This is a genomic window from Tenacibaculum gallaicum (assembly GCF_003387615.1).
In the GTDB taxonomy this organism is placed as follows: Bacteria; Bacteroidota; Bacteroidia; order Flavobacteriales; family Flavobacteriaceae; genus Polaribacter; species Polaribacter gallaicus.
The window spans coordinates 57310-81836 of record NZ_QUNS01000004.1 but is presented as its reverse complement, the minus strand read 5'-3'; the positions used below and the strand labels follow the sequence as shown (position 1 = coordinate 81836).

Below are 24527 nucleotides of genomic sequence, written 5' to 3'. Positions count from 1 at the left end.
CTTATATAAATTTGCCGAATAAAATTAATTAAAACTTAATCTAAATAAAAATGAAAAGAGTAATCCTTTCTATGATAGCTGTGTCAGCTTTAGTATTTACATCTTGTTCAGATGATAATGATGTAAAACAACCAGTAGAAGCTCCAGCTACCTATGTTTTTAATGGAAAAGACAATAAATCTAACGTTAGTTTTTCAGGACAAGTAGCACGTTTAAAAATGGCTAAAGAGTTAAAGGATGCGCTTGGAATTAATACCAAAACTCAGGCTCAGTTAGAAGAAATGTTTAAAGAGGGTACAGGTTTTGAAGATGCATCATTAAACACTTCAGGGAAAAAACTTAGAGGTACTGTGGCTTCTGCTACAAACTCTAACGTAGATGCTGTAGAAACAGATGAGTTAAGGTTAAAAATGGATGGATGGATTGAAGACCATGCCACAGAAGTATATGCTAATTGGAATACAGATGCAGCCGCAGGTACAGCAGGAAAACTAATTACAGGTAGTAGAACAGTTTATGTAAGTGCTAAAGGAGTTGAGTACAATCAAGCAGTAGCTAAAACATTAATAGGTTCTGTGATTGCAGATCAAATGATAAACAAATATGTTTCTCAAAAATTTATTGATGATAATAAAGCAGATCATGAAGCTGGAAAACCATATAAAGGAGATGACACCAAAAATTATACAGCTTTACAACATGGTTGGGATGAAGCTTATGGGTATTTATTTGGTTTAGAAGAAGATCCTGCAAAACCAGTTAATTCTTTAAACGACAGAAAAGGTTTCTTGAACTCTTATATTAAAAGTGTTGATAACGATAGTAAGTTTAAAGGAACTTTTGATGATGTGTACAATGCATTCAAATTAGGAAGAGCAGCAGTAGATGCTAATGATTATGAATTAGCAAGCAAGCAAGCTGAAACTATTAGAGTATCAGTATCTAAAGTAATAGGGGTTATGGCTGCACATTACCTATTAAAAGGAAAAGGAGCTAAAGATGCAAATAGTTTACATGCATTATCTGAAGCATATGGTTTTTTACAATCACTACGATTTGTTGAAATTAACGGACAACAAGTTGAAAAAAATCAAATCGCAGGTACTATAACAATGTTAGAAGCTGATAATGGTTTATGGTCTATTACAGATGACCAATTAGATCAAATTGCATCTAGGTTAGGAACCTACTTTGGTTTTACAACAGAAGATGTAGTTAGTTTAAAAGACTAAACTATTAAATGAGATAAATTAAAAATAGCCATGTACAGTTACGTGGCTATTTTTTTTTATTTTTGCGTGTTTATTTAGATTAATAAAAAATTAATTAAAACAAGATGAAAAAAATCGTATACATATGTGTACTCTCTTTAATTGTTGCTTGTAGTTCAAGTAGTAATGATGATTCCAGTACATCAACACCAGATGATTTTAATAGAAAAGAAATGTTGACTTTTTGGGCTGATCAAATGATTATTCCTGGATATAATGATTTTGTAGAGAAAACAGAGTTCTTAAATGAAACAATAAATAAATTTATAACAACAGCAAACACAGCTAATTTAGTTGAGGCAAGAACTGCATGGAAAAATGCTTATATAACTTGGCAAAAAATTTCTTTATTCCAAGTAGGTAAAGCCCAAGAAATAAACATGGTTGGTTATATGAATACAATACCAACGAATGCTACTCAGTTAGATGATTATGCTAAGTCGGGAACTTATAACTTAGAATCACCTAATTTAATAAGTGTACAAGGTTTTCCTGCTTTAGATTATTTACTTAATGGAAAAGGTACTGATGAAGAAACAGTAACTTTTTATACAACAGCAGAAAATGCAGCTAAGTATACACAATATTTAAAAGATGTAAGTAACAGAGTTTACAATTTATCTAAACAAGTTAAAGATGATTGGAACGGAGGTTACAGGCAAACTTTTATTGAAAATGATGGATATTCTATATCAAGTAGTGTAGATAAATTAGTAAACTTTTATGTTATAGCTTTTTTTGAAAAACAATTAAGAGATCCTAAAATAGCAAATCCATCAGGAGCAAGAACAGGTATACCAGATGTTACATTGGTTGAAGGCTTTTATAAAAAAGACATCTCTAAAGAATTATTTATAACCGCGTTAACAACAACAAAAAACTTTTATAAAGGAATAGGTTATAATGGAAATAATGGAAAAAGCTTACAGCAATATCTTGAGTTTCTAAAAAGAAAAGATTTAGCGGATTTAATAAACACAAACTTTACAAAAATAGAAGATAAAGCAAGTTTATTAAAAAATGACTTTACAGATCAAATTCAAAATGACAAAAATGTGTTTTTAAATACTTACGAAGCTATGCAAACAGTATTGAAAAACTTTAAACCAGATATGATGAGTGCTATGAGTATTAAAAATACTTCGAGCGACGCTGATAATGATTAATACAGTACAAAAATATTTTAAAAAAAATACGGAAGCTGCTACACTTGTAGTATTTCGTATTTTTTTTGGTTTTATGATGTTTTGTAGCATACTACGTTTTTGGTTAAACGGATGGATAGAAGAACAGTACATAAAGCCAAAATTTTTCTTTTCATACTACGGATTCGAGTATATAAAACCATTAGGTAACTATACCTATTTATTATTTTTTATTTGTGCAATAGCTGCCTTACTTATAATGTTAGGTTATAAATATAGAGCAGCAGCAATTACGTTTTTTTTAAGTTTTACTTACATTGAATTAATGGATAAAAGCTATTATTTAAACCATTATTACTTTGTAAGTTTAGTAGCATTTATTCTAATTTTTTTACCAGCAAATGCTTATTTTTCTGTAGATGCAAAACAAAACGAGAAAATAGCCTATCAAAAAATACCTAATTGGACTATAGACGCAATAAAGTTACTATTAGGTATCGTATATTTTTATGCAGGATTAGCAAAGCTAAATTCCGATTGGTTGTTTAGAGCCTCTCCATTAAGCATATGGTTACCCGTACAAAATAATCTACCATTAGTAGGTTTTTTAATGTCTAAAACATGGTTTCACTTTGCTATGAGTTGGGCAGGAGCCATATACGATTTAACAGTACCTTTTTTATTATTAAATAAACGAACACGTACCATAGCATTTGTTACAGTAGTTGTTTTTCATGTATTTACACGAATACTATTTTCAATAGGAATGTTTCCTTATATAATGATTGTCTCAACCATTATATTTTTCAATCCAAAAGTACACCATAAAATACTAAATATCATAGCAGCCATATTTAGAATTTCTAAGGATTATTTCGATCAAGGAAAAACCTTGGTAACTACCCAAAAACTAACATTAACAAGAAAGTTTTTAATACTGTTCTTTATACTACAAATCATTATTCCTTTTAGGTATTTGTTGTACCCCGGAGAATTATTTTGGACAGAAGAAGGATACCGTTTTTCTTGGCGTGTTATGTTAACAGAAAAAGCGGGCTATGCAGAGTTTAAAATAATTGATGAAGAAACAAAAAAGCAAGTATATATTGACAATAGCGACTATTTAACAACATTACAAGAAAAACAAATGAGTTTTCAATCAGATTTTATACTTGAATTTGCTCATTTTTTAGGGGATACCTACAAAAAGAAAGGAATGAAAAACCCTAAAGTATATGTAGATAGTTATGTAACATTAAACGGTCGACTTAGCACACAATTTATAAATCCAAAAGTAGATTTATACCAACAAAAAGAAAGTTTTAAACACAAAAATTGGATTATACCATTTAACCATGAAATCAAAATTAAAGGTCTGTAGCATTATTTTTATCTTATTTTTAGCTGTGCAAACAGTGGTAGCACAATATACCATTTCAGGAAAAATAATTGATAAAAAAGGAAACCCTATTAATAATGTTGAAGTTTTTGATGCTTCAGGCGGAAAGTTGGCAACATCAGACGCTCAAGGAAATTATAAAACCAAACCATTACAATCAGGAAACTATTCATTGGTATTCTTTTCTTATAACTTCGAGATGAAAGAAGATGTATTAACTATTGGAAATAAAAATATAGTAGTAAACATAACTCTTTTAAAATTAGACGAAGAACTATCAGAAGTAATCATCAATCAAAGGCTAAGAAAAGTATTTAGTTTAAAAAGATTAAAAGCAGTGGAAGGAACTGCTATTTATGAAGGAAAAAAAACAGAAGTAGTTTTATTAGATCAAACAGTAGGAAATAAAGCGGCGAATAACGCACGCCAAATATACAGTCAAGTAGTTGGACTCAATATTTACGAAAATGACGATGCAGGATTACAGTTAAACATTGGAGGTAGAGGCTTGGACCCTAACAGAACATCAAACTTTAATACACGACAAAACGGTTATGATATTAGTGCAGATGTATTAGGATATCCAGAAAGCTATTACACTCCACCAGCAGAGGCCTTACAAGAAATACAAATTGTAAGAGGAGCTGCATCATTACAATACGGAACACAATTTGGAGGGTTGTTAAATTTTAAATTTAACGAACCCAATAAGAGTAAAGAATTTGAGTTCATAACAAGACAATCTACAGGATCTTTCGGTCTTTTCAATTCTTTTAATAGTGTTGGAGGTACAGTTGATAAAACAGGTTATTACGGTTACATAAATTATAAACGAGGAGATGGTTTTAGACCAAATTCAGAATTTAACTCAATAAATATTTATGGTCATGTAGATCATAAACTATCAGAAAAAACAACTTTAACAGTAGAGGCAACATATTTAAATTACTTAGCAAAACAAGCAGGAGGGTTAAATGATAGAATGTTTAATGAAGATCCTTTTCAGAGTAACAGATCAAGAAATTGGTTTCATGTAAATTGGAATTTATGGGCGGTAAAACTAGACCATAATTTTACAGAAGACACACGCCTAAGTGTTAACTTATTTGGATTAAATGCTTCGAGAAAAGCCATAGGGTTTAGAGGGAATTATAAATCAAGTAATGTAAGTCCTATAACCTATGTAGATGAACCTTTTGCAGATGGAAATTATGCTACAAGAGATTTAATTAACGGACAATATAAAAACTGGGGAACAGAAATACGTTTTTTATCAAACTATAATTTTAGAGGGCAAAAGAATACCTACTTACTAGGTGTAAAATATTACAAAGCAAATAATTCTGAACAACAAGGAGCAGGATCTAATGGTGTAGATGCAAACTTTACATTTGCTGATGTAAATGCCTATGCCTCATCTAATTTTAAATTCCCAAATACGAACGTAGCACTATTTGGAGAACATATTTTTAAACTATCAGATAAATTCTCAATAACTCCTGGGTTTAGATTAGAATACATAAAAACAGGAAGTAATGGTGATTATAAAACAGTATTGTGGAATAATGAAGATCTACAAAACGGAGTGCCGTTACCTAACGGAATTAATATGTTTAGAGACGATAGAACAAAAGAAAGAAGCTTTGCTTTATTGGGTATTGGAGCAAGTTATAAACCATCAACAAAGTTAGAAATTTATGCAAATGCTTCTCAAAACTACCGTTCAGTAACCTTTAATGATATCCGTACGGTAAGTCCTACTTTTAAAGTAGATGAAAACATAGATGATGAAGAAGGAGGAACAGCAGATATTGGAATAAGAGGAAAGATTAAGAACATAGTAACCTACGATCTAAGCGGATTTGGACTGTTTTACAACAAAAGAATCGGAATTTTTTGGGTAAGTAGCGGACCCGATGCAGGAGATAGGTTAAGAACTAATGTAGGAGACGCTTTTATTTATGGTTTTGAAGGTTTTACAGATGTTAGTTTGGCAAATGCATTTAAACTGTCACCAAACTACGTGCTAAATACCTATGTAAACCTAGCGTTAACACAATCAGAATATACAGATTCATTAGAAAAATCAGTAATAGGAAATCAAGTAGAGTTTATCCCCAATCTAAACTTAAAAACAGGAGTGAAGTTTGGATATAAAAACTTTTTAAGTAGTTTACAGTTAACGCATTTGTCAGAACAACAAACAGATGCTACACATGCAACAGTAGATAGCACACACCCTAGTTACGGAACAATAGGTCCTATACCAGCATATACAATTGTAGATGCTTCTTTTTCATATTCGTATAAAAAATGGAAGCTAGAAGCAGGAGTAAACAACTTGTTAGACGAAAAATACTTTACACGTAGGGCAACAGGGTATCCAGGACCAGGTATTATACCATCATCTCCAAGAAACTGGTATGTAACATTACAGTTCAAAATTTAAAATAAAGGGAGAAGCTTCGGTTTCTCCCTTTTTTAGTTACATGGTATTAGCACCCTAGTTTCATTGTGTTTATAACGGTTTTTATATACTGTAAATAATATTTACTCTCCCAATAAGAATATGAGAATTTTTACAAAATAGAATTATCTTTATAACCTCTATAAAATAGTAACAAACTATTTTTTCTTTTCTTTTTATAATTGTAAATTTAGCCAATAACCAAATTTAAATTATAAAACATGGGAAACCCAGTAAACGTTAACGGAGTTACATTAACATTAAAAAGCTTTAGTAAGTTTGACACAAATATTAGTGAAGAAAATGTACCTACAGGCCCTTTAGTAAACATGTCTAGAGATGAATCAGGAAACAGTGAAACTCCTAATATCGTAACGGTTTTAGCATATTTACCAGACAATACATTAAACCCAGTAGACAATACAAGTGGATTGCAATTAGAAGGAAACAAAGTATACTTAAATTACTACGGAGTTACGCCAACTAAAATCTTAAACAAAGATGGTGGGTACGATACTGTAAGTTGTAGAGACTTTAGAGTAGAATTTAATTGCGATGAAGTAGCTAGCCAATACGATTTATATTATGTACAGTTTGCTTATCAATTAGATGAAGGAACCCCTTCTGTAGATATGATTTTAGTACGTAGTGAAAACGATGATCCAGAATTAGATAGAGGAACTGTAACTACGCCTAAAGGTAATGGTTAATAAGAAAATAGTTCTTTTTATTTTTTTAATATTATCAGCTAGACTTTTTTCTCAATCTTATAATGATAATATGAGGGAAATGTATAGAAAAGTATGCGATAAACAAAGAGTTAATTTTTGTAAGGCTTTTGAGTTCTATGAAAATAAAAATTATGATTCTTGTTACGTATACGCTGGAAAAGCTTTATCAATAGCTAGCTTAAGTGATGAAAAAGATATTTTAAACTATATTCAAAGTGCTAGTGCTATAAATAAAAAATTATTTAAAAAAGCATTAGAAAACTTAACTAAGATGTCTGATAATGAAAAGTTAATTGGATTAAAGAAATCTCAACTAGGTTTGTTACATCTTAATATCAAAGAGTATAGAGACGCAATAAAATATTATAATGATTGGTTAAAATTAAGTTCTAATTCGAGTGTCAAATTTAAAAAGAATAATTATCACAATATAGGATTGTGTTATATTCATATAAAAGATTACGAAAAAGCTAAGCTTTTCTTTGAAAAAGAATTAGAGTTGATAAGTACAAAGGATACTTTAGATTTAATAACACTTAAAATGGAATTGGCTAATGTATATTATGAGCAATATTTAGATGATGATGCTATTCCGTTGTTTAAAGAGGCTTATGATTTAGCAAAAAGTTTTTCTGATTTAGAATTGAAGCAAAATTCTGCTAGAAACATGGCGGTTGTGGAGAAGAATAGAAAGAACTACCAAAAGAGTGTGGACTATTATATAGAGTATGGTCGTTGGAAAGACTCTATTTGGAACCGTGATAAAATTTGGGAGCTTACAGAAAAAGACAAACAATTAGCCGTTGCCCAAAAGCAACAAGAAATAGCTTTACAAGATGAACAACTGAAGCGTCAAGCAGTGGTGCAAAAGAGTTTGGTAATAGGAGCTTCGGGTTTATTAGTTTTTCTCGGATTTTTAGGCTATTTTTATAGAGAGTTAAGAAGTAAAAATAGGTTTATAACTCAGCAAAAAGAGGAGTTAAACGTAGCAAACAAAACCAAAGACTATTTGTTTTCTGTAGTGTCTCACGATTTACGGTCACCAATAAATACAATTAAGCGACAACACGAAAAGCTAAAACGACAGTTAAAAAACAAAGAGTACGATGCCGTAAGTGAAACTACTAACAATGCTATTGCATTAACAGAAAGTACAAGCCACTTATTAAACAATGTATTACATTGGTCGTTAGAGCAAAACAATCAGTTATCGTTTAAGGCAGAAGAGTATCCTTTAAAACCATTGGTAGAACAGGCTGTTTATAACTTTGAAGAGATTGCAGAAGCTAAAAATATTACACTAACTACAAAGTTAGAAGCTACTATTTTGGTAAAAGCAGACAAAGAATCTTTAAAAATAGTATTGAGAAATTTGTTAGATAATGCACTAAAATACACAGGAGAAAACGGTAAAATAGCAGTAAAAACCTATACCGATTCTGAAGAATTTAGTACGATTGAAATTAAAGACACAGGTTTTGGAATTTCAAAAGAAAAACTAGCAAAAATTAAAGGATTAGAAGATTTAAGTATTGACAAAATTAACAGATCTGAGGGCGTAGGGTTAGGTATGTTACTGTGTCAAACACTTATTAAGAAGAATAATGGAAAATTACTCATAGATAGTGAGTTGGAAGTGGGGACAACTATACGAATTTTGTTACCCAACGCAAGCGCATAAATTATGAAAAAACTACAATTATTATTGTTAGAAGACTTAGAGGAAGAAGCTTTAGAACTTTCTTCTTTTTTGGAAGATAATGATTACGAAGTATCGTTAGCAAAAAATGCGGTAGAAGCAGAAAAGCTGATTAGAAATTGTTTTTTTGACGTCATTATACTAGATATTATGATTAACGGAAAACCAGACGGAATTTCGTTAGCACACCGTTTAAATAAAGAAGGAATAAATGTTCCTTTCTTGTTTTTGACAAGCATGCAAGGAAGAGAAATTTTTGATGAAGCAAAACTAACCAATCCGTTAGTATATTTATTAAAACCTTATAACAAACTAGAATTGTTGTTCTCTTTAGAATTAGCAATAGAGTCTTGTTATCAGCAAAGTAATAGTATAAGCTTAACATCAGATAATGGAGTGTTAAGTCCCGCTTTTTTATTTATAAAGAAAAAAAGAAGTGTAGTGAAAGTAGATGTAGCTGCTATCAATTATGTAGAAGTGAAAGAAAAATACTGTAGCTTAATTTGCGATTCAGGAAATTACCTAATAAAGTTGTCATTAACCAAGCTAAAAGATATGTTGTCTAATCCAGATTTTAGACAAGTACATAGAAATTACTTAGTAAACGTTAAGAAAATTAAAGAAATTTACTTTGAAGACAACCTTATTATTTTAGATAATGAAGAAAAAATTCTCTTTAGTGAGCGTTATAAAACAGCCTTTATAAAAGAGAATACAATCTTTAGATAGTTACACTACTTTAGAAACTAAACTTATTACAAAGCCAAAGCCATTTTCAATATTAGAAATAGCTTTGGCTTTTTCATTATTACTAATAGTAGCATCATCAATAAGTTTAAGTGTTTTTATGGCGTTTGTATTCGTAATTTTACTTTCTTTAATAAAAGCATCCACTTCGCTAAGCTTTAGGTTAGTTAAACTAGCCAACTGTTTGTTAAACTCAGCATTAGTTTGTGAAGCAGCTTTTTGGGCTATATTGTTCCAATCTATAGAATTCATAATTGTTATTTTTCAGTAATTACTTTTTCAATTGTTATCAATTTATTTAGAGTATTCCCCGTTTTTTCAATAGTATTGTTAATAGTATTTTCAACCTTTTTTATATCAATCTTATCACCTGTAAGTTGATCTATCGCTTGCAAAGCCTCACTTTCTGTGGTTTTTACTTTTACTACAGAGTTAATTAAATTTTGAAGTGAAGTAGTAGCTTTATTATACTCACTATAATTAGAGTTTAGCTGGTTTAAAATATCTTGTCTTTGTGAATCTAATACACTTTGAAGCGAGTCTTTTTTATGATTAATAACAGGAACAATACTGTTAAGAATGTTTGGTAATTCCTTTTTATAATCTAAAGAATCTGGTAATAAACCTTCATACTTTTTTAGTAGTGTAGGAGTATACTTATTTTCAATAAATAAGTTTATTTTTTCCTTTCGCTCATCAAAAAGTCTGTTGATTAAAGACACATTTAAAGCATGCATATTATCAGCTTCTTTAATAACTTCTTTGGTTAGTGTAACCGTAGAACTTGGAATGCTAGCACAAGAAAGTAGAAAAAAGCTAAGAATTGATACGTAAAAATACTTCATAAGTGTAATTTTAAAATTAAAAAGAGGTTGCTACAATGTTGAGCTAAGTTTGGTTAGTATGCTGTAAGCTCTATTAATAATCACTTAATGTAACAACCCCTTTATTTTTTAGTAATAGTTATTTTGTATTGGGTTTAGGTACGATAAAAATGGACTTAACTCTATCTATAATACCTTGTAATATGCTAAAAATAGCTTCAGAAGAAAACCCACCAATCAGTGCTAAAACACCTTTATTAAAAAGATCGATGTCTTCAGGGGTTTTCGTGTAAAATGAAATGATTTCAGACATTATAAGTCCAGCAATAATACCAAGTACTATTTGTGCCAAATAAGAAATAGATTCTTCAGAAACCATGGTTGAATTCTTAATAGAGTCACTAACTTTTTTCAATAAATAAAAAACAACGCCTAGACCAGCAACAGAGGCTAAATAAGAAAGGTTTAATAATAAAGGTAAACCAGAGTTATTCATTAAACCTTTATCTAATGAGCTATTATTTACATCAGGAGAAAGCGCAGTAATAATAAATAAAATCAAGAAGAAAAGAGCTAGTAAAATAAGATTTCTAACTATAGGAAGCTTACTGAAAATAGATTTATTTTGTCCTTCATTACGAAGAGTTTTGGTATATTCTATAGATTTTGGCGTTGCAGGAGTAATGTTTTTAACAAGAATATTGTGCGCGTTAATCAAATCATTTAAATCCTTGCTCTCAATCAAAGAGTTCACTTCAGTATTAATAATAATACCATTGTAAATAGCATACGATAGCATATTGTTAATTTCAGTGATTAATTCTTTAGACACTTTAGGGTAAACATCAGTAGTGCTAGCTACTTTCTTAGTGTCTTTTATGAGGGTACTGGTTTCCATTAGTTGTAGGTTTATGAATTGGAATGGGGTAAATACATACTAAAATTAAGAATGATTTAGAAAAGAATATAAAGAGAAACCTTAAGCGTATAAAAGTTGATTATTAGCGTTATTGATCGAAGGTTAAAGAGAAAATAAAAGGTAAAAGAAAAATGAATTACTTAACTTAAAATTAAAGATTGTTTTTACATTATTTGTAGTATATTTGCATGCAATTAATTAACAACACACTAAATTGATTGCATATGCAAGCTCATCAAGATAAAATATTAGGTGAAGGATTAACGTATGACGACGTTTTATTAGTTCCTGCCTATTCAGAAGTACTTCCAAGAGAAGTATCAATCCAAACAAAATTTACCAGAAACATAACAATCAATGTTCCAATAGTGTCTGCAGCTATGGATACAGTAACCGAATCTGCTATGGCTATTGCTATTGCGAGAGAAGGAGGAATAGGAGTGTTGCATAAAAATATGACAATTGCTCAGCAAGCTCAGGAAGTGCGTAAGGTAAAACGTGCAGAAAGCGGAATGATAATCGACCCGATTACTTTATCGTTAAGTGCTATTGTTTTAGATGCCAAACAAGCAATGCGTGAGCATAAAATTGGTGGAATTCCAATCGTTGATGAAGCAGGAAAATTAGTAGGAATTGTAACCAATCGTGATTTACGTTTCGAAAAAAATAACGAGCGTCCTATTGTTGAAGTTATGACTTCAGAAAATTTAGTAACAGTTGCTGAAGGAACTTCGTTAAAAGATGCTGAAGTTATTTTACAAGAAAATAAAATAGAAAAGTTACCAGTTGTTAATGATGATGATAAGCTTGTAGGCTTAATTACCTTTAGAGATATAACAAAACTTACACAGAAGCCAACAGCAAACAAAGATACTTTTGGACGTTTACGTGTAGCTGCTGCATTAGGAGTAACACACGATGCGGTGGATAGAGCAGAAGCATTGGTAAATGCAGGAGTAGATGCAGTGATTATTGATACAGCACACGGACATACACAAGGAGTAGTGTCAGTATTAAAAGAAGTAAAAGCAAAATTTTCGAAATTAGATGTTGTTGTAGGAAACATTGCAACACCAGAAGCAGCAAAATATTTAGTAGAAGCAGGAGCAGATGCAGTTAAAGTAGGAATAGGACCAGGGTCTATTTGTACAACTCGTGTAGTTGCTGGTGTAGGGTTTCCACAGTTTTCAGCAGTATTAGAAGTAGCAGCTGCTATTAAAGGAAGTGGAGTTCCAGTAATTGCCGACGGAGGTATTCGTTATACAGGAGATATTCCTAAAGCTGTTGCAGCAGGAGCAGACTGTGTAATGTTAGGATCGTTATTGGCAGGAACGAAAGAATCTCCGGGAGAAACTATTATCTACGAAGGAAGAAAATTCAAATCGTATCGTGGAATGGGATCAGTTGAAGCAATGAAACAAGGTTCAAAAGATCGTTACTTCCAAGATGTAGAAGACGATATTAAAAAGTTAGTTCCAGAAGGAATTGTAGGACGTGTTGCTTACAAAGGAGAATTACAAGAAAGTATTCATCAGTTTGTAGGAGGGTTACGTGCAGGAATGGGATACTGTGGAGCAAAAGACATTGAAACATTAAAAAATACTGGAAGATTTATCCGTATTACTGCAAGTGGAATTAACGAAAGTCACCCACACGATGTTGCTATTACGAAAGAAGCACCTAACTATAGTAGACGATAAAATATAAAGTTATTGTAAATCCAATATTTCGGATGAAAGCAATCTAAAATATCAAACGCCGTTAATTTAATTATTAAAGGCGTTTTTTTATGGTTTAAAACCTTCTTTCTCAAGAATGTATTCAGTAATAGGGTCTAACTCCTTTAGAGTTTCAGGATGTACACCTCTAGCCGTAAAGAATTCTCGTTTACCATCTTTATTACTTCCATACCAAAAATTCTCCTTACCATCAGTAAAAAACTCCATGCCTTTGGTAAGTGTTACCTTTTTAAAGCGGTCAATATCTATATGGTAAGTTGTATTATCTATTGAATTAAGATAGTAACAAGGGGCTTTTGTATAATGGTCTTTTTCCCAAACGATACAGTTATAATCCATAAAAAGTACATTTTTGTAAGAGAGGGAAAGAACCAAAAGAAGAACTATTATAGAACTAGTGATAATGTAGAAATGTTTCTTACTTATTGCTTTGCCAGTTCCTTTTGGAAAATTACCATTATTTGGTTTTTTTGATTCAAAATCGGGATAATCATCGAATCCTAAGTACTCAGCTATTAAGTTTTTTAATTGTAGTGTTGGTTCTTTAGAACTATTTATTCTTCCTTCTACATGCTTTTCATAATAATTCTTCATTGTTTTGGATTTAACCATGTAATCCTTGTACTTGTCAAAACGCTTTTGAGTTAATATTTGCTCTTCGAAAAAATCAAAATTTCCAGTCTTGTTTTTCCTATCATTTTCACTTTCATTTTCAAGCTTTATATAAAGAAGTCTAAGTAATTCTTTAAGCATCACTATTTTTTATTGGTTTTTCCAAAGTTAAAAATTATAGAAAAAGTATGGAAAAGGAAACCCGTAAAATTGGAAAAATCTTTTCCAATTCTTTTCTGTTTATTTTCTATAGCTTCCTAGAGATCAGCTCTATGTTTGTACCAGAATTAATCGAGAAATCAAAAAGAAAACAAATTGATTGGTTCTAATTAAAAGATGAACTATCGGTAGAATTTCTTAGGGGGGAAGCTACTTAATAATACCGATGTTCATCTCTACTTCCCGCGAAAGAGGCGCGCGACTCTTTTAAAAATTCTACACCCAACATGGTGTAACTGTAGCTAAGCAAAGTGCTTGGACAGGATAAATATTATCAATTTTTAAAAGTAACAAAATGAACAAGGTTTTATTAATTATAACGTTCTTAGTAACAAACGGAATCTATACTATAAATACAAACTCAACCACTGTAGTACCACAAACCAATTCTACAGAAACAACGACAAGTGATACTGGTGGGGAAGATGAACAAGATCCGATAGAAGATCCAGATAAAGAGACTAATGGCTAGGAAATAGTTATAAAAGTTAATTAAAAAAAGGGAGGTAATTTTATTACGTCCCTTTTTAATTGATATTTTAGTGACATGAAACAGTCAGAAATGAAAAAAGAATTAACTTTATTATTATTATTAATATCAATTACTTTTAGTTATGCTGGTTCTTTTAAAGAAAAAGATTCTCTGCATTTAAGAGAGTTAAGAAACAAATATTCTTATTACAAGAAGGAAAAACTAAAAGAAAAAACAATACTTTATGCAGATAGTATTGTCACCATATTAAAAGCAGCAACGAATAATAGTAGAGAAAAAGAACTAGAATTAGCTGATGCTTATAGTAGTTTAGGTTACTCTTATATATCTAACAATCAAACAGCAGAAGGATACTTAGCTTATAAAGAGTCAGCATATATTTATATCAAGTTAAAAGACAGTGTAAGAGTAGCTGATAGATTAAAAGCGTTGTCGACTATGGAGTCAGACTTTGGGTTATCATATAAAAGTGATTCCACGGCTTTAAAAGCTCTTAGTTATACTAGGACCGATAATAAGTTACGGTCTAGTATATATAATTGTTTAGGAATCAACCATAAAAAGAGATATGATTACAAAGAAGCTATTAATTGGTATAAGAAAGCATTAGAAAGTACAGAAAATGAAGAAAAAATATACAGGTATAAAAATAATATAGCTAATTGTTATCGAGAGCTGAAGCGATATGATAAATCGCTAAGTATATATGAAAAGATATTAATAAGTGATTATTTTAAGGAGTTACCTAATATTACTAGAGCTAGATTATTAGATAATTATACCTATACGAAATGGTTAAGAGGAGATAAAATATCCCATTTAGATTTCTTTATACCTTTAAAGATAAGGGAAAAAGAGATAGATTATAAAGGGATGTGTGCCAGTTATTCTCACTTGTCAGATTATTACAATAAATCTAATGAAAAAAATAAAGCTAAAGATTGTGCTTTGGAAATGTTAAAAGCAGCTAGAAAAACAAAAAACAAAAAAGAAATAAGAGAAGCTTTAACAAAGTTATTATTATTTAAAACAAAGAGGCAAGATGATTATTATAAAGAGTTTCTTTTTTTAACGGAAGAATTGGAAAGAGAAAGAGCAACGACTCAAAATAAACAAATAGCAACAATTCATAGAGTAAATGAGGTAACTATTAAGGGACAGAAATTAGAAAAAAAAATTATAACCAGTGAGTTGTTAGCAGAACAACAAAAATCACAAAAACAACTCTGGATTTTTACAGTAATTCTTACCATTCTATCCTCAATAGTCTATTTCTTTTATAAAAGAGAAAAAAATAAAAAAGAAAAAGCCATAGAAGTCTACAATACAGAAACTCGCTTAGCAAAAAAAATACACGATGAATTGGCAAACGATGTATACGCGGTAATGAATACACTACAAAATACATCAATAACAGATGAAAGGTTGCTAACGAGAGTAGAGAAAATATATGCACAGACAAGAGATATATCTCACGAAAATAGCCCTGTGCTCACAGGTGAACACTTTGAGAATTTCTTAAAGCAACTGTTTTTAGACTTTACGAACGATCGTTGTAAAGTAATCCATAAAGGATTGCAAGAAGTAAACATAAACCAGTTGGCTAAAGAAAAACAAATAGTAGTGTATAGAGCCTTACAGGAACTCTTGGTAAACATGAAAAAGTACAGCGAAGCAACGTTGGTGCTTATCGCTTTTTCAGTCGAAAAAAACAAACTATCAGTAGCCTATCAAGACAACGGAAAAGGAGTTGAAAACCTCTCTGTAAAAAATGGTTTACAAAATATGGAAATCCGTATTAAATCAGTAGGAGGGTTTATTACTTTTGAATCAAAGCAAGAAAAAGGATTTCAAGCAAAGTTTCAATTTAAAAAGTAGTTATGTTCAAAAAAGTATTGATAGCCGAAGATGCTGATTTTATGTCAAGCGGAATAAAAGTAGCCTTAGAAAACATGCAAATTCCTAATGTTGAATATGCACAATATTGCGACGAGGCTTTTTTAAAGCTAAAAAAAGCATGGTTAGATAAAGAACCGTTTGATTTATTAGTAAGTGATTTATCATTTAAAGACAATATACATAAGCAACGACTCGAATCAGGTGAAGAGCTCATAGCCGAAGCAAAAAAACTACAACCAACTTTAAAAACAGTCGTATTTTCTGTAGAAGACAAACCATATAGAATTCAGCAATTATGTAATGAATTAGAGGTAAATGCGTATGTATGGAAATCTAACCACGGACAAAGAGAGCTAAAAAAAGCAGTACAAAATGTGTTTAACGGAGAGTTTTTTATCACTCCACAATTAGCACATGCGCTACGTGATAAAGAAGCCTTTGAAATTACAGATTATGACGTGTTTTTACTAGAACATTTAGCAGAAGGTTTAGATCAAAAAGAAATTAGTGAAGCATTAAAAAATAAAGACATAAAACCGAGTAGTGTTAGTTCGGTAGAAAAACGCTTAAAGCTATTAAAAGAAAATTTTAATGCTAGTAATCCAACACAGCTTATAGCAATCACCAAAGACTTCGGACTCATTTAAAATTTATGTAAAAAACAGAATAATCAACGTCATAACGAGGAGTGTTAACGACGTGGTTATCTTATACAAAGGAGTAGCAAATATTCTTAAGATTTCTCCCTCAGGTCGAAATGACGCAAACTAATAGCAAACCTTCATTCCGAACGGTAGTGAGGAATCTCAATCAAAAATGTTACTCTTATTTTTTTATTACAATCACTGTCAGTTCGAGTGATTTTTATAGAGTGATAACGAAGTAAAAACTGTACTTCGGCTACGCTCAGCAGAGTTAATGAGGATTGTTAGAATAGTTCTAAACTCATTTTAACAGCGAAGCAGTCTTTTGTCTAAGGTCAAACACAAAACAGTATAAGTACTTACTAAGTACAAATAAAGTACAGGCTCCGTATTTGGTTAGTACCAAGATATTTAATGAAAAATATTTTAGTTTTTTAAGTGGGAAAATTGTAGGTTTGATACGTTGAAATTGCTAAGTATTACTTCAACAAGAAAAAAATATAACTTAAAAACGATGCTATGAAATATAGAACGATACTGTTGTTTAACAACAGAGAGGTAGAAGTACTAACCTATAACTTTGGTTTTAATAGAAACATAAACGTTTCTGACCAACCCACAAGCTCCGCTAGCTTTGCAGGTCTAGAAGTAGAAATAGAATCAGGTAGTAATACTGATTTTGAAGAATGGGCTTGTAAAGAAACGGCTATAGACCAACTAGAGTTAAAAATATACTATCCATATTTAAAAGGAGGCTCTAAAACAATGACTTTCTTTGATTGCTACCTTAAAAAGTTTGAAACTATTTTTTCTAGTACAAACGATCAACCCATAAAAGACCGATTAATAATTACGTGTGCAGGGGTAAAAACACCCAACTCTTCACTAGAATATTCTACGTATTGGAGAAAAACACTTTCAGGAGCCCAAAACGAAGTAACTAATAGCGGAGATACTGCTTCAGGAGGTGGTGATACAAACTTTAGTGTAACCCCAAAATTATCGTAATATGCCAAGTTTTGTCCCCCTAGGAATAGCTGATTATAGCGGAACTAACGAAAGAGGCTTTGTACAATTTACTTACCAAATAGCTGATAATAACGCCAAAAAACTAACGCTACAAATTAGAGACGGAAGCTCGGTGATTTATGAAGAAAAAATAACTGATGCTAACAAACTAAAACAAGGAGAACACATTTGGAAATGGGATGGATTTGATAGTGGAGGAGTTTTAGATACGGCTAAACTAACACAATACGAAAATTTAAACCTGTATACTATTGGCGTAGATAGTTCAAATAACTACAGTAGAAAAAAGTTAGATTTTAGTATGCGTTACGATGAGGTAAAATGGGTTGATGTAAAGATTGATAAAAACTCTAAAAGAATAGATGTTACATTACGTGTTAACTTAAAAGATGGAGGAGCAAGAGGAATAGAGTGTTATGAAAAAGATATTGACCCCGACCCAAAACTTAGAGTTCCAATGAAAGTATGTCCTTGGGATAAAATACCACAGGGAGACTTGATTACTGGTAAACCTCCTTTAACAGCACGTACAAAAAGTTTTGAAGATTTAGAAAGATTGGCTTTAGAAGGGCTAAATTACCATTGGGGAAGAAACAGGAATCATTATATAGCCAAAGATGTTGATATTAATGGAGAAAAATATGAAGTTTATGTAAACGCAATAAATACAACGGAGAAAACAATGGATGATGTTAGTTTAATCTTTAATACAAATGGTGATTGGATGCGCTCAGGAAACCCAGGAACCGTGGAAGACCCTATTTCTTTTGTAGGAAATATTGTTTCTAGAGAAGCTGTGTGCTATAATGTTGGGTATATTTATGAGTATTTTTATGTTGATAGTTGGGATTATCAAACCTCAATTAATGAAGATAACGAGTTCAAAGAAACTTCAGCGCATGAAATAGGGCATACTATTTTAAAAGCATATGGAGGCACATTTTATTCGTATGGTCACAAAGGAAGCGTAAATACTATTACTCAAAAACAAAAATCATCAGCCCCAGCTTACCCAGTTTCTGGAGAAGTTGATATTATGCCATATTTGAAAAAGAATAAATATGGAGGAAAACGAAGACAACCTAACATATATAAAAGACTTGTAGCTTCAGAAAAAGATGTGTTAAGTTTACTTTGGTTAACTAAATTAAAATTGAAATGAGAAAGCTGTTTTTAATAATTTTATTGATTGTAATAACTCAATCTTGTTCAACAAAATATCACGGTTATGTTTATGACTTTGATAAAGAAACTCCTTTAAATAAAGTGAAAGTTTATTATAAAGATTCTACAGATTTTGTTCTTAGTAATAAAGAAGGATATTTTGAGGTAAAAAAGAGTACTACAATAAAATACCTTCTCTTTGAAAAAGAAGATTATCGAAGATTTAGTTTAAGTACATTCGATAGACAAAATGAGTTTATAAAAGAACAACCTTTTGGAGATACTATCTATTTAATATCAAAAAATAGTAAACATAGAAGACCTCAAATAGCATTACCTATTAGAAACTAAAAAATGAGGCTTTGTTACTTACTAATAATGACGTTTATTTTAAACTCATGTTCATCAAGAATAGAAAGACCTGAAATTAAAGGAACACATTAGGTTTACTTTGGTTAACAAAAATAGAATTGAAATAATGAAATCATATATAATTTATATTATCATATTCTTTACTTGTACTTCGTGTGATTCTGAACATATTTTGATTGGAGACATAAAAGGTTTTGTTTATGATAAAACAACAAATAAACCTATTGAAGGAGTAACTCTGTATACCGACTCACTATCTTTTAATTACTTTGGGAAAAGTAAAACAGATAAAAATGGTTTCTTTTATATAAAAGGAATGAAGACTAAAGACTATGATTCTTATTATATAGCTATCAAAAATATATCTTATAAATTGATTTTGGAATCAGAAAACTATATTACAGATACAATTGATTTGGAGAAATATGATAAGAATATATTAGATAGTATAAATTTAAAAACGATATACCTAAAACCACTTGAAAAGTAAGTGTGTTATGATACGCTATGTAGCTAAAATGAAAAAATTATTTTTATTTACTCTCTTGTTGTTTTTACTTTCTTGTAAGAAAAAGACAGACTATTACCACGGTTATATTTATAGTAAAGAGAAAAAGCCTTTAAGAAACTTAAAAGTAGTAGAAGACGACAACCTTAAAACTTTTAGTTTAACAGATGAAAAGGGATACTTTAACATACCTGAGTTAAATAGTTTTGGAGGTAATTTAGTTGTATATACAGAAAATAATAAGGTGATTGATACTATACACACGATATTCTCAAATCGTGGAGAAAAATTAAATTATCGTTTTATTAATGGAAGAAACGACACCCTTTTTATAGACACGAGTAGGTTTAAATAGTTAATTTATAAAATGAAAATCCACCATTCATTATTCGCTTTTATCTTTTTAATACAAAGCTGTAATACTAACTATAGCGGATATATCTATGATATAGATACAAAAGACCCCATAAAAGGTGTTAAAGTATATAGTTTACAAGATGATAAATTAACTCAAACAGATGAGAAAGGTTTTTTTACTCTAAAAGAAGAAATATTAATAGGGAATGAAATTATCTTAAAAAAAGAGAATTATAGAATAGATACATTGCCTGTATATAGTACTCATAATGGAGAGTTTATAAGCAGAAACTTTACAGGAGATACTATTTATTTAATTAGCCATAAAAGTAAATACATTAAGTATTTTCAATAAAATAAAAAAGAACAAAAGGAAGTTTTGGAGAAGAGACAATATTATATGATTCAATTTTCCAAAAGTCAATTGAAAAATAAACGTATTCTAGATACGCTATGCAGCTAAAATGAAAAAACTAATTCTTCTCTTCAGTCTAATTTATTTAGCAAGTTGTACTAATCATGTAAAAGTGAAGGTTAAAGGACATATTACTACAAGTAATGACTATAAAATAAAAAAGATAGAGGTTGGTCAAAAAATAGTACACTCTCCAATAAGTTCCAGTTATTCAAAAATACTAGATATAAAGTTAACAAAGGATGGTTATTTTGAATTTGAAATTCAAAGAAAGGAAATGAAAGGAGACAGTAATTTTGCTATTATATTTAAAGAAGAAGGATATGAAACAGAATATAAGTTTGTAGATATAAGAAAAGAGAAAGAAATTGATTTAGGTACAGTTCTTCTAAAATTAAAAGAATAACATTAATGTGGTATGAAAATGAGAAGAATAATTTATATATGTATCCTTTTGTTTATAGTATCTTGTTCAAAACATAAATATTATTTATCACCTTTTATTCAAGGAAATATTTATGATGTTAAATCTAAGAAGCCAATAGATAGTGTGAAGCTATCAATAAATTTATTAGAGAAAAGTACTTTAAAAGTAGTTTCACAAAGGGAGACTTTATCTAGCAAAGATGGTTTTTTCTCATTAAACTCAGATCATATACTGTATACAGGAGATGGAAGAGAAGAATCTTCTCTTTTCGATGGGAGGTATACGAGTTTTTTAATACTTGAAAAAAGAGGTTGTAAAAAAGACACTATACAAATAGAAAAACACTGGAAACGAAATGATACAATTGCTAAACTGGATTCAATCTTCCTAAAACCACTTGACAAGTAAGCGTATTCTAGACATGTGATGTAGCTAAAATGAGAAAGCAAATATTATTAGTTGTATTAATTACATTGTTTACTTCTTGTACTGAGGGTACAAAAGAGTATTTTGAGGGGTATGTTTATTACAAAGAAATTCCCCTCAAAGGTGTAGTAATAACTGAGGGACACTCTGAGCCTAATAACGTGTTTTCAACAACAGATAGTTTAGGGTATTTTAAACTAAAGCGATTTTCACAAACTTATGCAGATAAACTAATATTTAGTAAAAAAGGATTTAAAACAGATACCGTTTTCTTATCAAGAGGTAGACATTCACCTCCATTTTATCGTTTGTTTTTACGTGAACAATCAGACACTTTATTGATGAAGAGGAAAGAATAAAATGAGAAAAGTAGTATTTATATTTATAATAGTAACATTAACAAGCTGTTTTGTTAAAAGAGTTAGTAGACCTCCTATTATAGGTTATATATATAACTCTGAAACATTACAAAAAATAGATAGTGTTGATGTGGTAACTTGGGATTCAGCAAAAAAAGATTATTCTATTGAAACCAGTAGTGATGTAAACGGAAGTTTCTTTTTAAGAATAAAAACTTACTACGATAAAATGGCTATAGGAGGTGAAGCTCCTATGGGCTTTTTTAAGTTTCGCTTAATAAAAAAAGGATATGAAAAAAAAAGTATTGAGAGAAGAGGTAGGTATGGTTTTACAAAAGACACTATAAGATTCGACTCAATCTTCCTAAAACCACTTGAAAAGTAAGTGTATTCTACACATGTTATGCAGCTAAAATGAAAAACGTATTATTACTAACACTATTACTTTTAACAGTTTCTTGCAAGCAAGAACTATGTGATTGTTATCACGGTTATGTATTTGATGAAAGCAAAGAGCCAATAAATAACGTACAAATAATAGAAAGCTCATCTTATTCACAACATACCTATTCTAAAAGTGATGGTTATTTTTATCTAAATAGAAAAGCTAACTTTATTAGTGAATTAATTTTTATTAAAGAGGGCTATATCTCAGATACTATTTCTCCTTATACAGCGAACAGAAGAGGAGATAAATCGTTATTCGTTCATAGAAAAGACACTTTATTTATGAAGAGAAAAGAATAAAATGAGAAAACCTCTATTCATATTTTTCATGGCTTTAGTACTATCCTGTAAAGAAAAAAGTAATATCTTACATAGAAGATTAAAATTATAATGAAAAAGTTATTATGTTTTATGACCTTCAAGAAAATCTTTGAAAATCAAGACAGCAGCGATGGATGTAAGATAAAAAGCTGTTTGAGCGATAGCGAGTTCTTTTTATCAGTGGAAGGTGTCGTAGTATTTTCTTACGATTTTATTGTACGTCTTGATTTTTGTTTCTTTTTATCAAGAAAAAGAATATAAAACTCCTTTTTATCGTTATCACTCTCAATGACGCAAACTAATAGCAAACCGTCATTCCGAACGATAGTGAGGAATCTCACTCAAAAGTAGTACTCTTATTTTTTATTACAATCACTGTCAGTTCGAGTGATTTTTATTGAGTGATAACGAAGTGAAAATTGTATCGAGAACTATTAGAAAACTTCTCGATACAAAATTATTTTTATTTCATTTAAATAATTTTACTCGAAGTGACACTAGATGATAAAAAGAATATAGAACAAAGACCTATAAATAAGTCTTTACTCTAACAGCGAAGCGGTCCATTCTCTTAGCTCTAAAATAACCGTCATAACGAAGAACGATGAAACACCGTATAAAACATTGAGAATTTTGTTAGTTATACTAGTTAACACCTAATTCCCATTAAAAACCACAACAAATAAGAAATATAAAAAAAGTACGAGCATGTGCTCGTACTTTTTACGTTATTAAACTTTGTATTAACCTTCATACACTACTGTATGGTGTCACTGGATACTACTGTATGGTGTCACTCGACACTACTGTATAGTGTTACGATACAGTAAGAGTATATGTAGACTCAGCCATCATAATATCTTTTAAAAATCGATCAGCACTAGAAGTAGCCTGCGTTTTAATTCTAACACGATAGTTACCCGCAGCAAGGGCAGGAGCTTGACCAATAATCTTCTTATAGCTGTTTTGAGCTAAATAAGACACCTTAGTTTCGGTACCATTTTCAGCAACAAAATACAAACCAACTTCAGGTAGGTCACCAGCAACCTTTAAACGCAAACCGTTCAACTCAAACAATCCGTTGGCAGATAAGGTAGTATTCGTAGTTGCAGAGGTAATATCTTTTAAGTTAGTAATAACCGTGTTGGTAATAGGTGCAGTTACTTTTTGTAGCGGAATATCGTCTTTAATTTCATTGATTAACTTTCCGCTGTTGAGGTTAACGTGTAGCTTATGAGTATCAGGATTAAAACCATCTTCCTCCGTATCAAAAACCCCAGAAATAGAGTAGCCAATATTTAGTAAGGGTAGGTTAATATTATCACCGTCTTCTATCGATTCGATAATCTCTTCATAGTAAGAATTAAGCACCGCCACAATATCGGTTTTGCTTACTAGGTTACGTTTACTCAACATTTTATCAATCAACTCGTCTTGATTAATAGTACGCTCTGTTAATACGCGTGCTGAGTAGTTGGTTTCATCGGTTAACTTGTTTTCAATTAAATAGTACTTCATCATATTGATTTTTAAATTACTTACTTTTTCATTTGAATACTTTTTGGTAGTAACTATTAAGTAGCTGCAATAATTATTAGCACACCTTAATACATAAAACAACCAAGGTGGTATCCATCACCAAACAGGTAGTTAGTAACATACCTATATAGCATTAACTTCGTAAAGATGTTGTAAAATTGAATGTGATTTAATAGTAATAAGGGATAGCAATTTACTTTTTACAAACAATTTTTATAGCTGACACTAAAATAGTTTTTTTTCGTTTTAACCCGCTGACTTTATGAGTTTTTTAACGTTTTAGATGGTGTATAAATAGAAAACGCGGAAGATTGTTAAAGTTAAGAAAACCAATATAGCATCTAACAAAGTTCTA

The 24527-nt window shown here is 30.5% G+C and carries 27 protein-coding genes; 22 read left to right on the top strand and 5 right to left on the bottom strand.

What is annotated here, in order from left to right; all coding sequences use genetic code 11:
- Nucleotides 1–50: 50 nt before the first annotated feature.
- The 7 genes from C7448_RS09135 to C7448_RS09105 all read left to right on the top strand — a co-directional run bounded on the left by C7448_RS09135 (nt 51) and on the right by C7448_RS09105 (nt 9441).
- Nucleotides 51–1232: a DUF4856 domain-containing protein gene (locus C7448_RS09135; RefSeq protein ID WP_115901075.1), complete on the top strand. Its 1182-nt coding sequence runs from the start codon at nt 51–53 to the stop codon at nt 1230–1232.
- Nucleotides 1233–1336: 104 nt separating this feature from the next.
- A complete protein-coding gene (locus C7448_RS09130) occupies nt 1337–2437 on the top strand; it encodes an imelysin family protein (RefSeq protein ID WP_115901074.1) in 1101 nt (366 codons plus the stop codon).
- Nucleotides 2430–3797 carry an HTTM domain-containing protein gene (locus C7448_RS09125; protein ID WP_115901073.1) on the top strand — a complete coding sequence of 456 codons (1368 nt, stop codon included), beginning with the start codon at nt 2430–2432 and terminating at the stop codon, nt 3795–3797. Before C7448_RS09130 ends, C7448_RS09125 begins: the two co-directional genes overlap by 8 nt.
- A complete protein-coding gene (locus C7448_RS09120) occupies nt 3772–6264 on the top strand; it encodes a TonB-dependent receptor domain-containing protein (protein WP_115901072.1) in 2493 nt (830 codons plus the stop codon). The genes C7448_RS09125 and C7448_RS09120 overlap by 26 nt, the downstream gene beginning before the upstream one ends.
- A 239-nt stretch (nt 6265–6503) precedes the next feature.
- Nucleotides 6504–6992: a hypothetical protein gene (locus C7448_RS09115; RefSeq protein WP_115901071.1), complete on the top strand. Its 489-nt coding sequence runs from the start codon at nt 6504–6506 to the stop codon at nt 6990–6992.
- 79 nt (nt 6993–7071) lie between these two features.
- Nucleotides 7072–8694 (top strand): tetratricopeptide repeat-containing sensor histidine kinase, encoded by a 1623-nt coding sequence (locus tag C7448_RS09110; protein WP_170137027.1) that lies wholly within the window; start codon nt 7072–7074, stop codon nt 8692–8694.
- 3 nt (nt 8695–8697) lie between these two features.
- Nucleotides 8698–9441: a LytR/AlgR family response regulator transcription factor gene (locus C7448_RS09105; protein ID WP_115901069.1), complete on the top strand. Its 744-nt coding sequence runs from the start codon at nt 8698–8700 to the stop codon at nt 9439–9441.
- Here the strand turns inward: C7448_RS09105 and C7448_RS09100 are convergent, their stop codons facing one another.
- From C7448_RS09100 to C7448_RS09090, 3 genes are all read right to left on the bottom strand, one after another.
- The gene (locus C7448_RS09100) at nt 9442–9711 is read right to left on the bottom strand and encodes a hypothetical protein (protein WP_115901068.1); all 270 of its coding nucleotides are present in this window, start codon (nt 9709–9711) and stop codon (nt 9442–9444) included.
- A gap of 5 nt (nt 9712–9716) precedes the next feature.
- Nucleotides 9717–10304, bottom strand: coding sequence for a hypothetical protein (locus C7448_RS09095; RefSeq protein WP_115901067.1), 588 nt, complete (start codon nt 10302–10304; stop codon nt 9717–9719).
- Between the two features lie 118 nt (nt 10305–10422).
- Nucleotides 10423–11181, bottom strand: coding sequence for a hypothetical protein (locus tag C7448_RS09090; protein WP_115901066.1), 759 nt, complete (start codon nt 11179–11181; stop codon nt 10423–10425).
- A gap of 245 nt (nt 11182–11426) precedes the next feature.
- Here C7448_RS09090 and guaB point away from each other — a divergent pair, with 245 nt between their 5' ends.
- A complete protein-coding gene (gene guaB, locus C7448_RS09085) occupies nt 11427–12902 on the top strand; it encodes an IMP dehydrogenase (RefSeq protein ID WP_115901065.1) in 1476 nt (491 codons plus the stop codon).
- An 87-nt stretch (nt 12903–12989) separates the two neighbouring features.
- On the opposite strand, the gene C7448_RS09080 is transcribed toward guaB, so the two are convergent.
- Entirely contained in the window at nt 12990–13694 is a 705-nt protein-coding gene (locus tag C7448_RS09080; protein ID WP_115901064.1) for a hypothetical protein, read from the bottom strand.
- A 373-nt stretch (nt 13695–14067) separates the two neighbouring features.
- Between C7448_RS09080 and C7448_RS15835 the strand changes: the two genes are divergently transcribed.
- The 14 genes from C7448_RS15835 to C7448_RS09015 all read left to right on the top strand — a co-directional run bounded on the left by C7448_RS15835 (nt 14068) and on the right by C7448_RS09015 (nt 22612).
- Nucleotides 14068–14244, top strand: coding sequence for a hypothetical protein (locus C7448_RS15835; RefSeq protein WP_170137026.1), 177 nt, complete (start codon nt 14068–14070; stop codon nt 14242–14244).
- A 90-nt stretch (nt 14245–14334) separates the two neighbouring features.
- Nucleotides 14335–16143 carry a tetratricopeptide repeat-containing sensor histidine kinase gene (locus C7448_RS09075; protein WP_170137025.1) on the top strand — a complete coding sequence of 603 codons (1809 nt, stop codon included), beginning with the start codon at nt 14335–14337 and terminating at the stop codon, nt 16141–16143.
- 2 nt (nt 16144–16145) lie between these two features.
- Nucleotides 16146–16811, top strand: a complete 666-nt coding sequence (locus C7448_RS09070) for a helix-turn-helix domain-containing protein (RefSeq protein ID WP_115901062.1) — start codon at nt 16146–16148, stop codon at nt 16809–16811.
- A gap of 516 nt (nt 16812–17327) precedes the next feature.
- Nucleotides 17328–17816, top strand: coding sequence for a type VI secretion system tube protein TssD (gene tssD, locus C7448_RS09065; protein WP_147300519.1), 489 nt, complete (start codon nt 17328–17330; stop codon nt 17814–17816).
- Nucleotide 17817: 1 nt separating this feature from the next.
- Nucleotides 17818–18999 carry a hypothetical protein gene (locus tag C7448_RS09060; RefSeq protein WP_115901060.1) on the top strand — a complete coding sequence of 394 codons (1182 nt, stop codon included), beginning with the start codon at nt 17818–17820 and terminating at the stop codon, nt 18997–18999.
- On the top strand, nt 18996–19352 hold the full coding sequence (locus tag C7448_RS09055; RefSeq protein ID WP_115901059.1) for a hypothetical protein: 357 nt from the start codon (nt 18996–18998) through the stop codon (nt 19350–19352). Before C7448_RS09060 ends, C7448_RS09055 begins: the two co-directional genes overlap by 4 nt.
- A gap of 127 nt (nt 19353–19479) precedes the next feature.
- On the top strand, nt 19480–19863 hold the full coding sequence (locus C7448_RS09050; RefSeq protein ID WP_147300518.1) for a carboxypeptidase-like regulatory domain-containing protein: 384 nt from the start codon (nt 19480–19482) through the stop codon (nt 19861–19863).
- A 28-nt stretch (nt 19864–19891) separates the two neighbouring features.
- Nucleotides 19892–20236 (top strand): hypothetical protein, encoded by a 345-nt coding sequence (locus tag C7448_RS09045; RefSeq protein ID WP_147300517.1) that lies wholly within the window; start codon nt 19892–19894, stop codon nt 20234–20236.
- 12 nt (nt 20237–20248) lie between these two features.
- Nucleotides 20249–20593 (top strand): peptidase associated/transthyretin-like domain-containing protein, encoded by a 345-nt coding sequence (locus C7448_RS09040; protein WP_115901056.1) that lies wholly within the window; start codon nt 20249–20251, stop codon nt 20591–20593.
- A gap of 109 nt (nt 20594–20702) precedes the next feature.
- Nucleotides 20703–21059, top strand: coding sequence for a hypothetical protein (locus tag C7448_RS09035; RefSeq protein WP_115901055.1), 357 nt, complete (start codon nt 20703–20705; stop codon nt 21057–21059).
- Nucleotides 21060–21077: 18 nt separating this feature from the next.
- The gene (locus C7448_RS09030) at nt 21078–21488 is read left to right on the top strand and encodes a hypothetical protein (protein WP_147300516.1); all 411 of its coding nucleotides are present in this window, start codon (nt 21078–21080) and stop codon (nt 21486–21488) included.
- A gap of 29 nt (nt 21489–21517) precedes the next feature.
- Nucleotides 21518–21865, top strand: coding sequence for a hypothetical protein (locus C7448_RS09025; RefSeq protein WP_115901053.1), 348 nt, complete (start codon nt 21518–21520; stop codon nt 21863–21865).
- A 1-nt stretch (nt 21866) separates the two neighbouring features.
- On the top strand, nt 21867–22250 hold the full coding sequence (locus tag C7448_RS09020; protein WP_115901052.1) for a hypothetical protein: 384 nt from the start codon (nt 21867–21869) through the stop codon (nt 22248–22250).
- 29 nt (nt 22251–22279) lie between these two features.
- Complete coding sequence (locus C7448_RS09015) at nt 22280–22612, top strand: peptidase associated/transthyretin-like domain-containing protein (protein WP_115901051.1); 333 nt, start codon at nt 22280–22282, stop codon at nt 22610–22612.
- Between the two features lie 837 nt (nt 22613–23449).
- Here C7448_RS09015 and C7448_RS09010 read toward each other — a convergent pair.
- Nucleotides 23450–24151, bottom strand: coding sequence for an HU family DNA-binding protein (locus C7448_RS09010; RefSeq protein WP_170137024.1), 702 nt, complete (start codon nt 24149–24151; stop codon nt 23450–23452).
- Between the last annotated feature and the right edge of the window lie 376 nt (nt 24152–24527).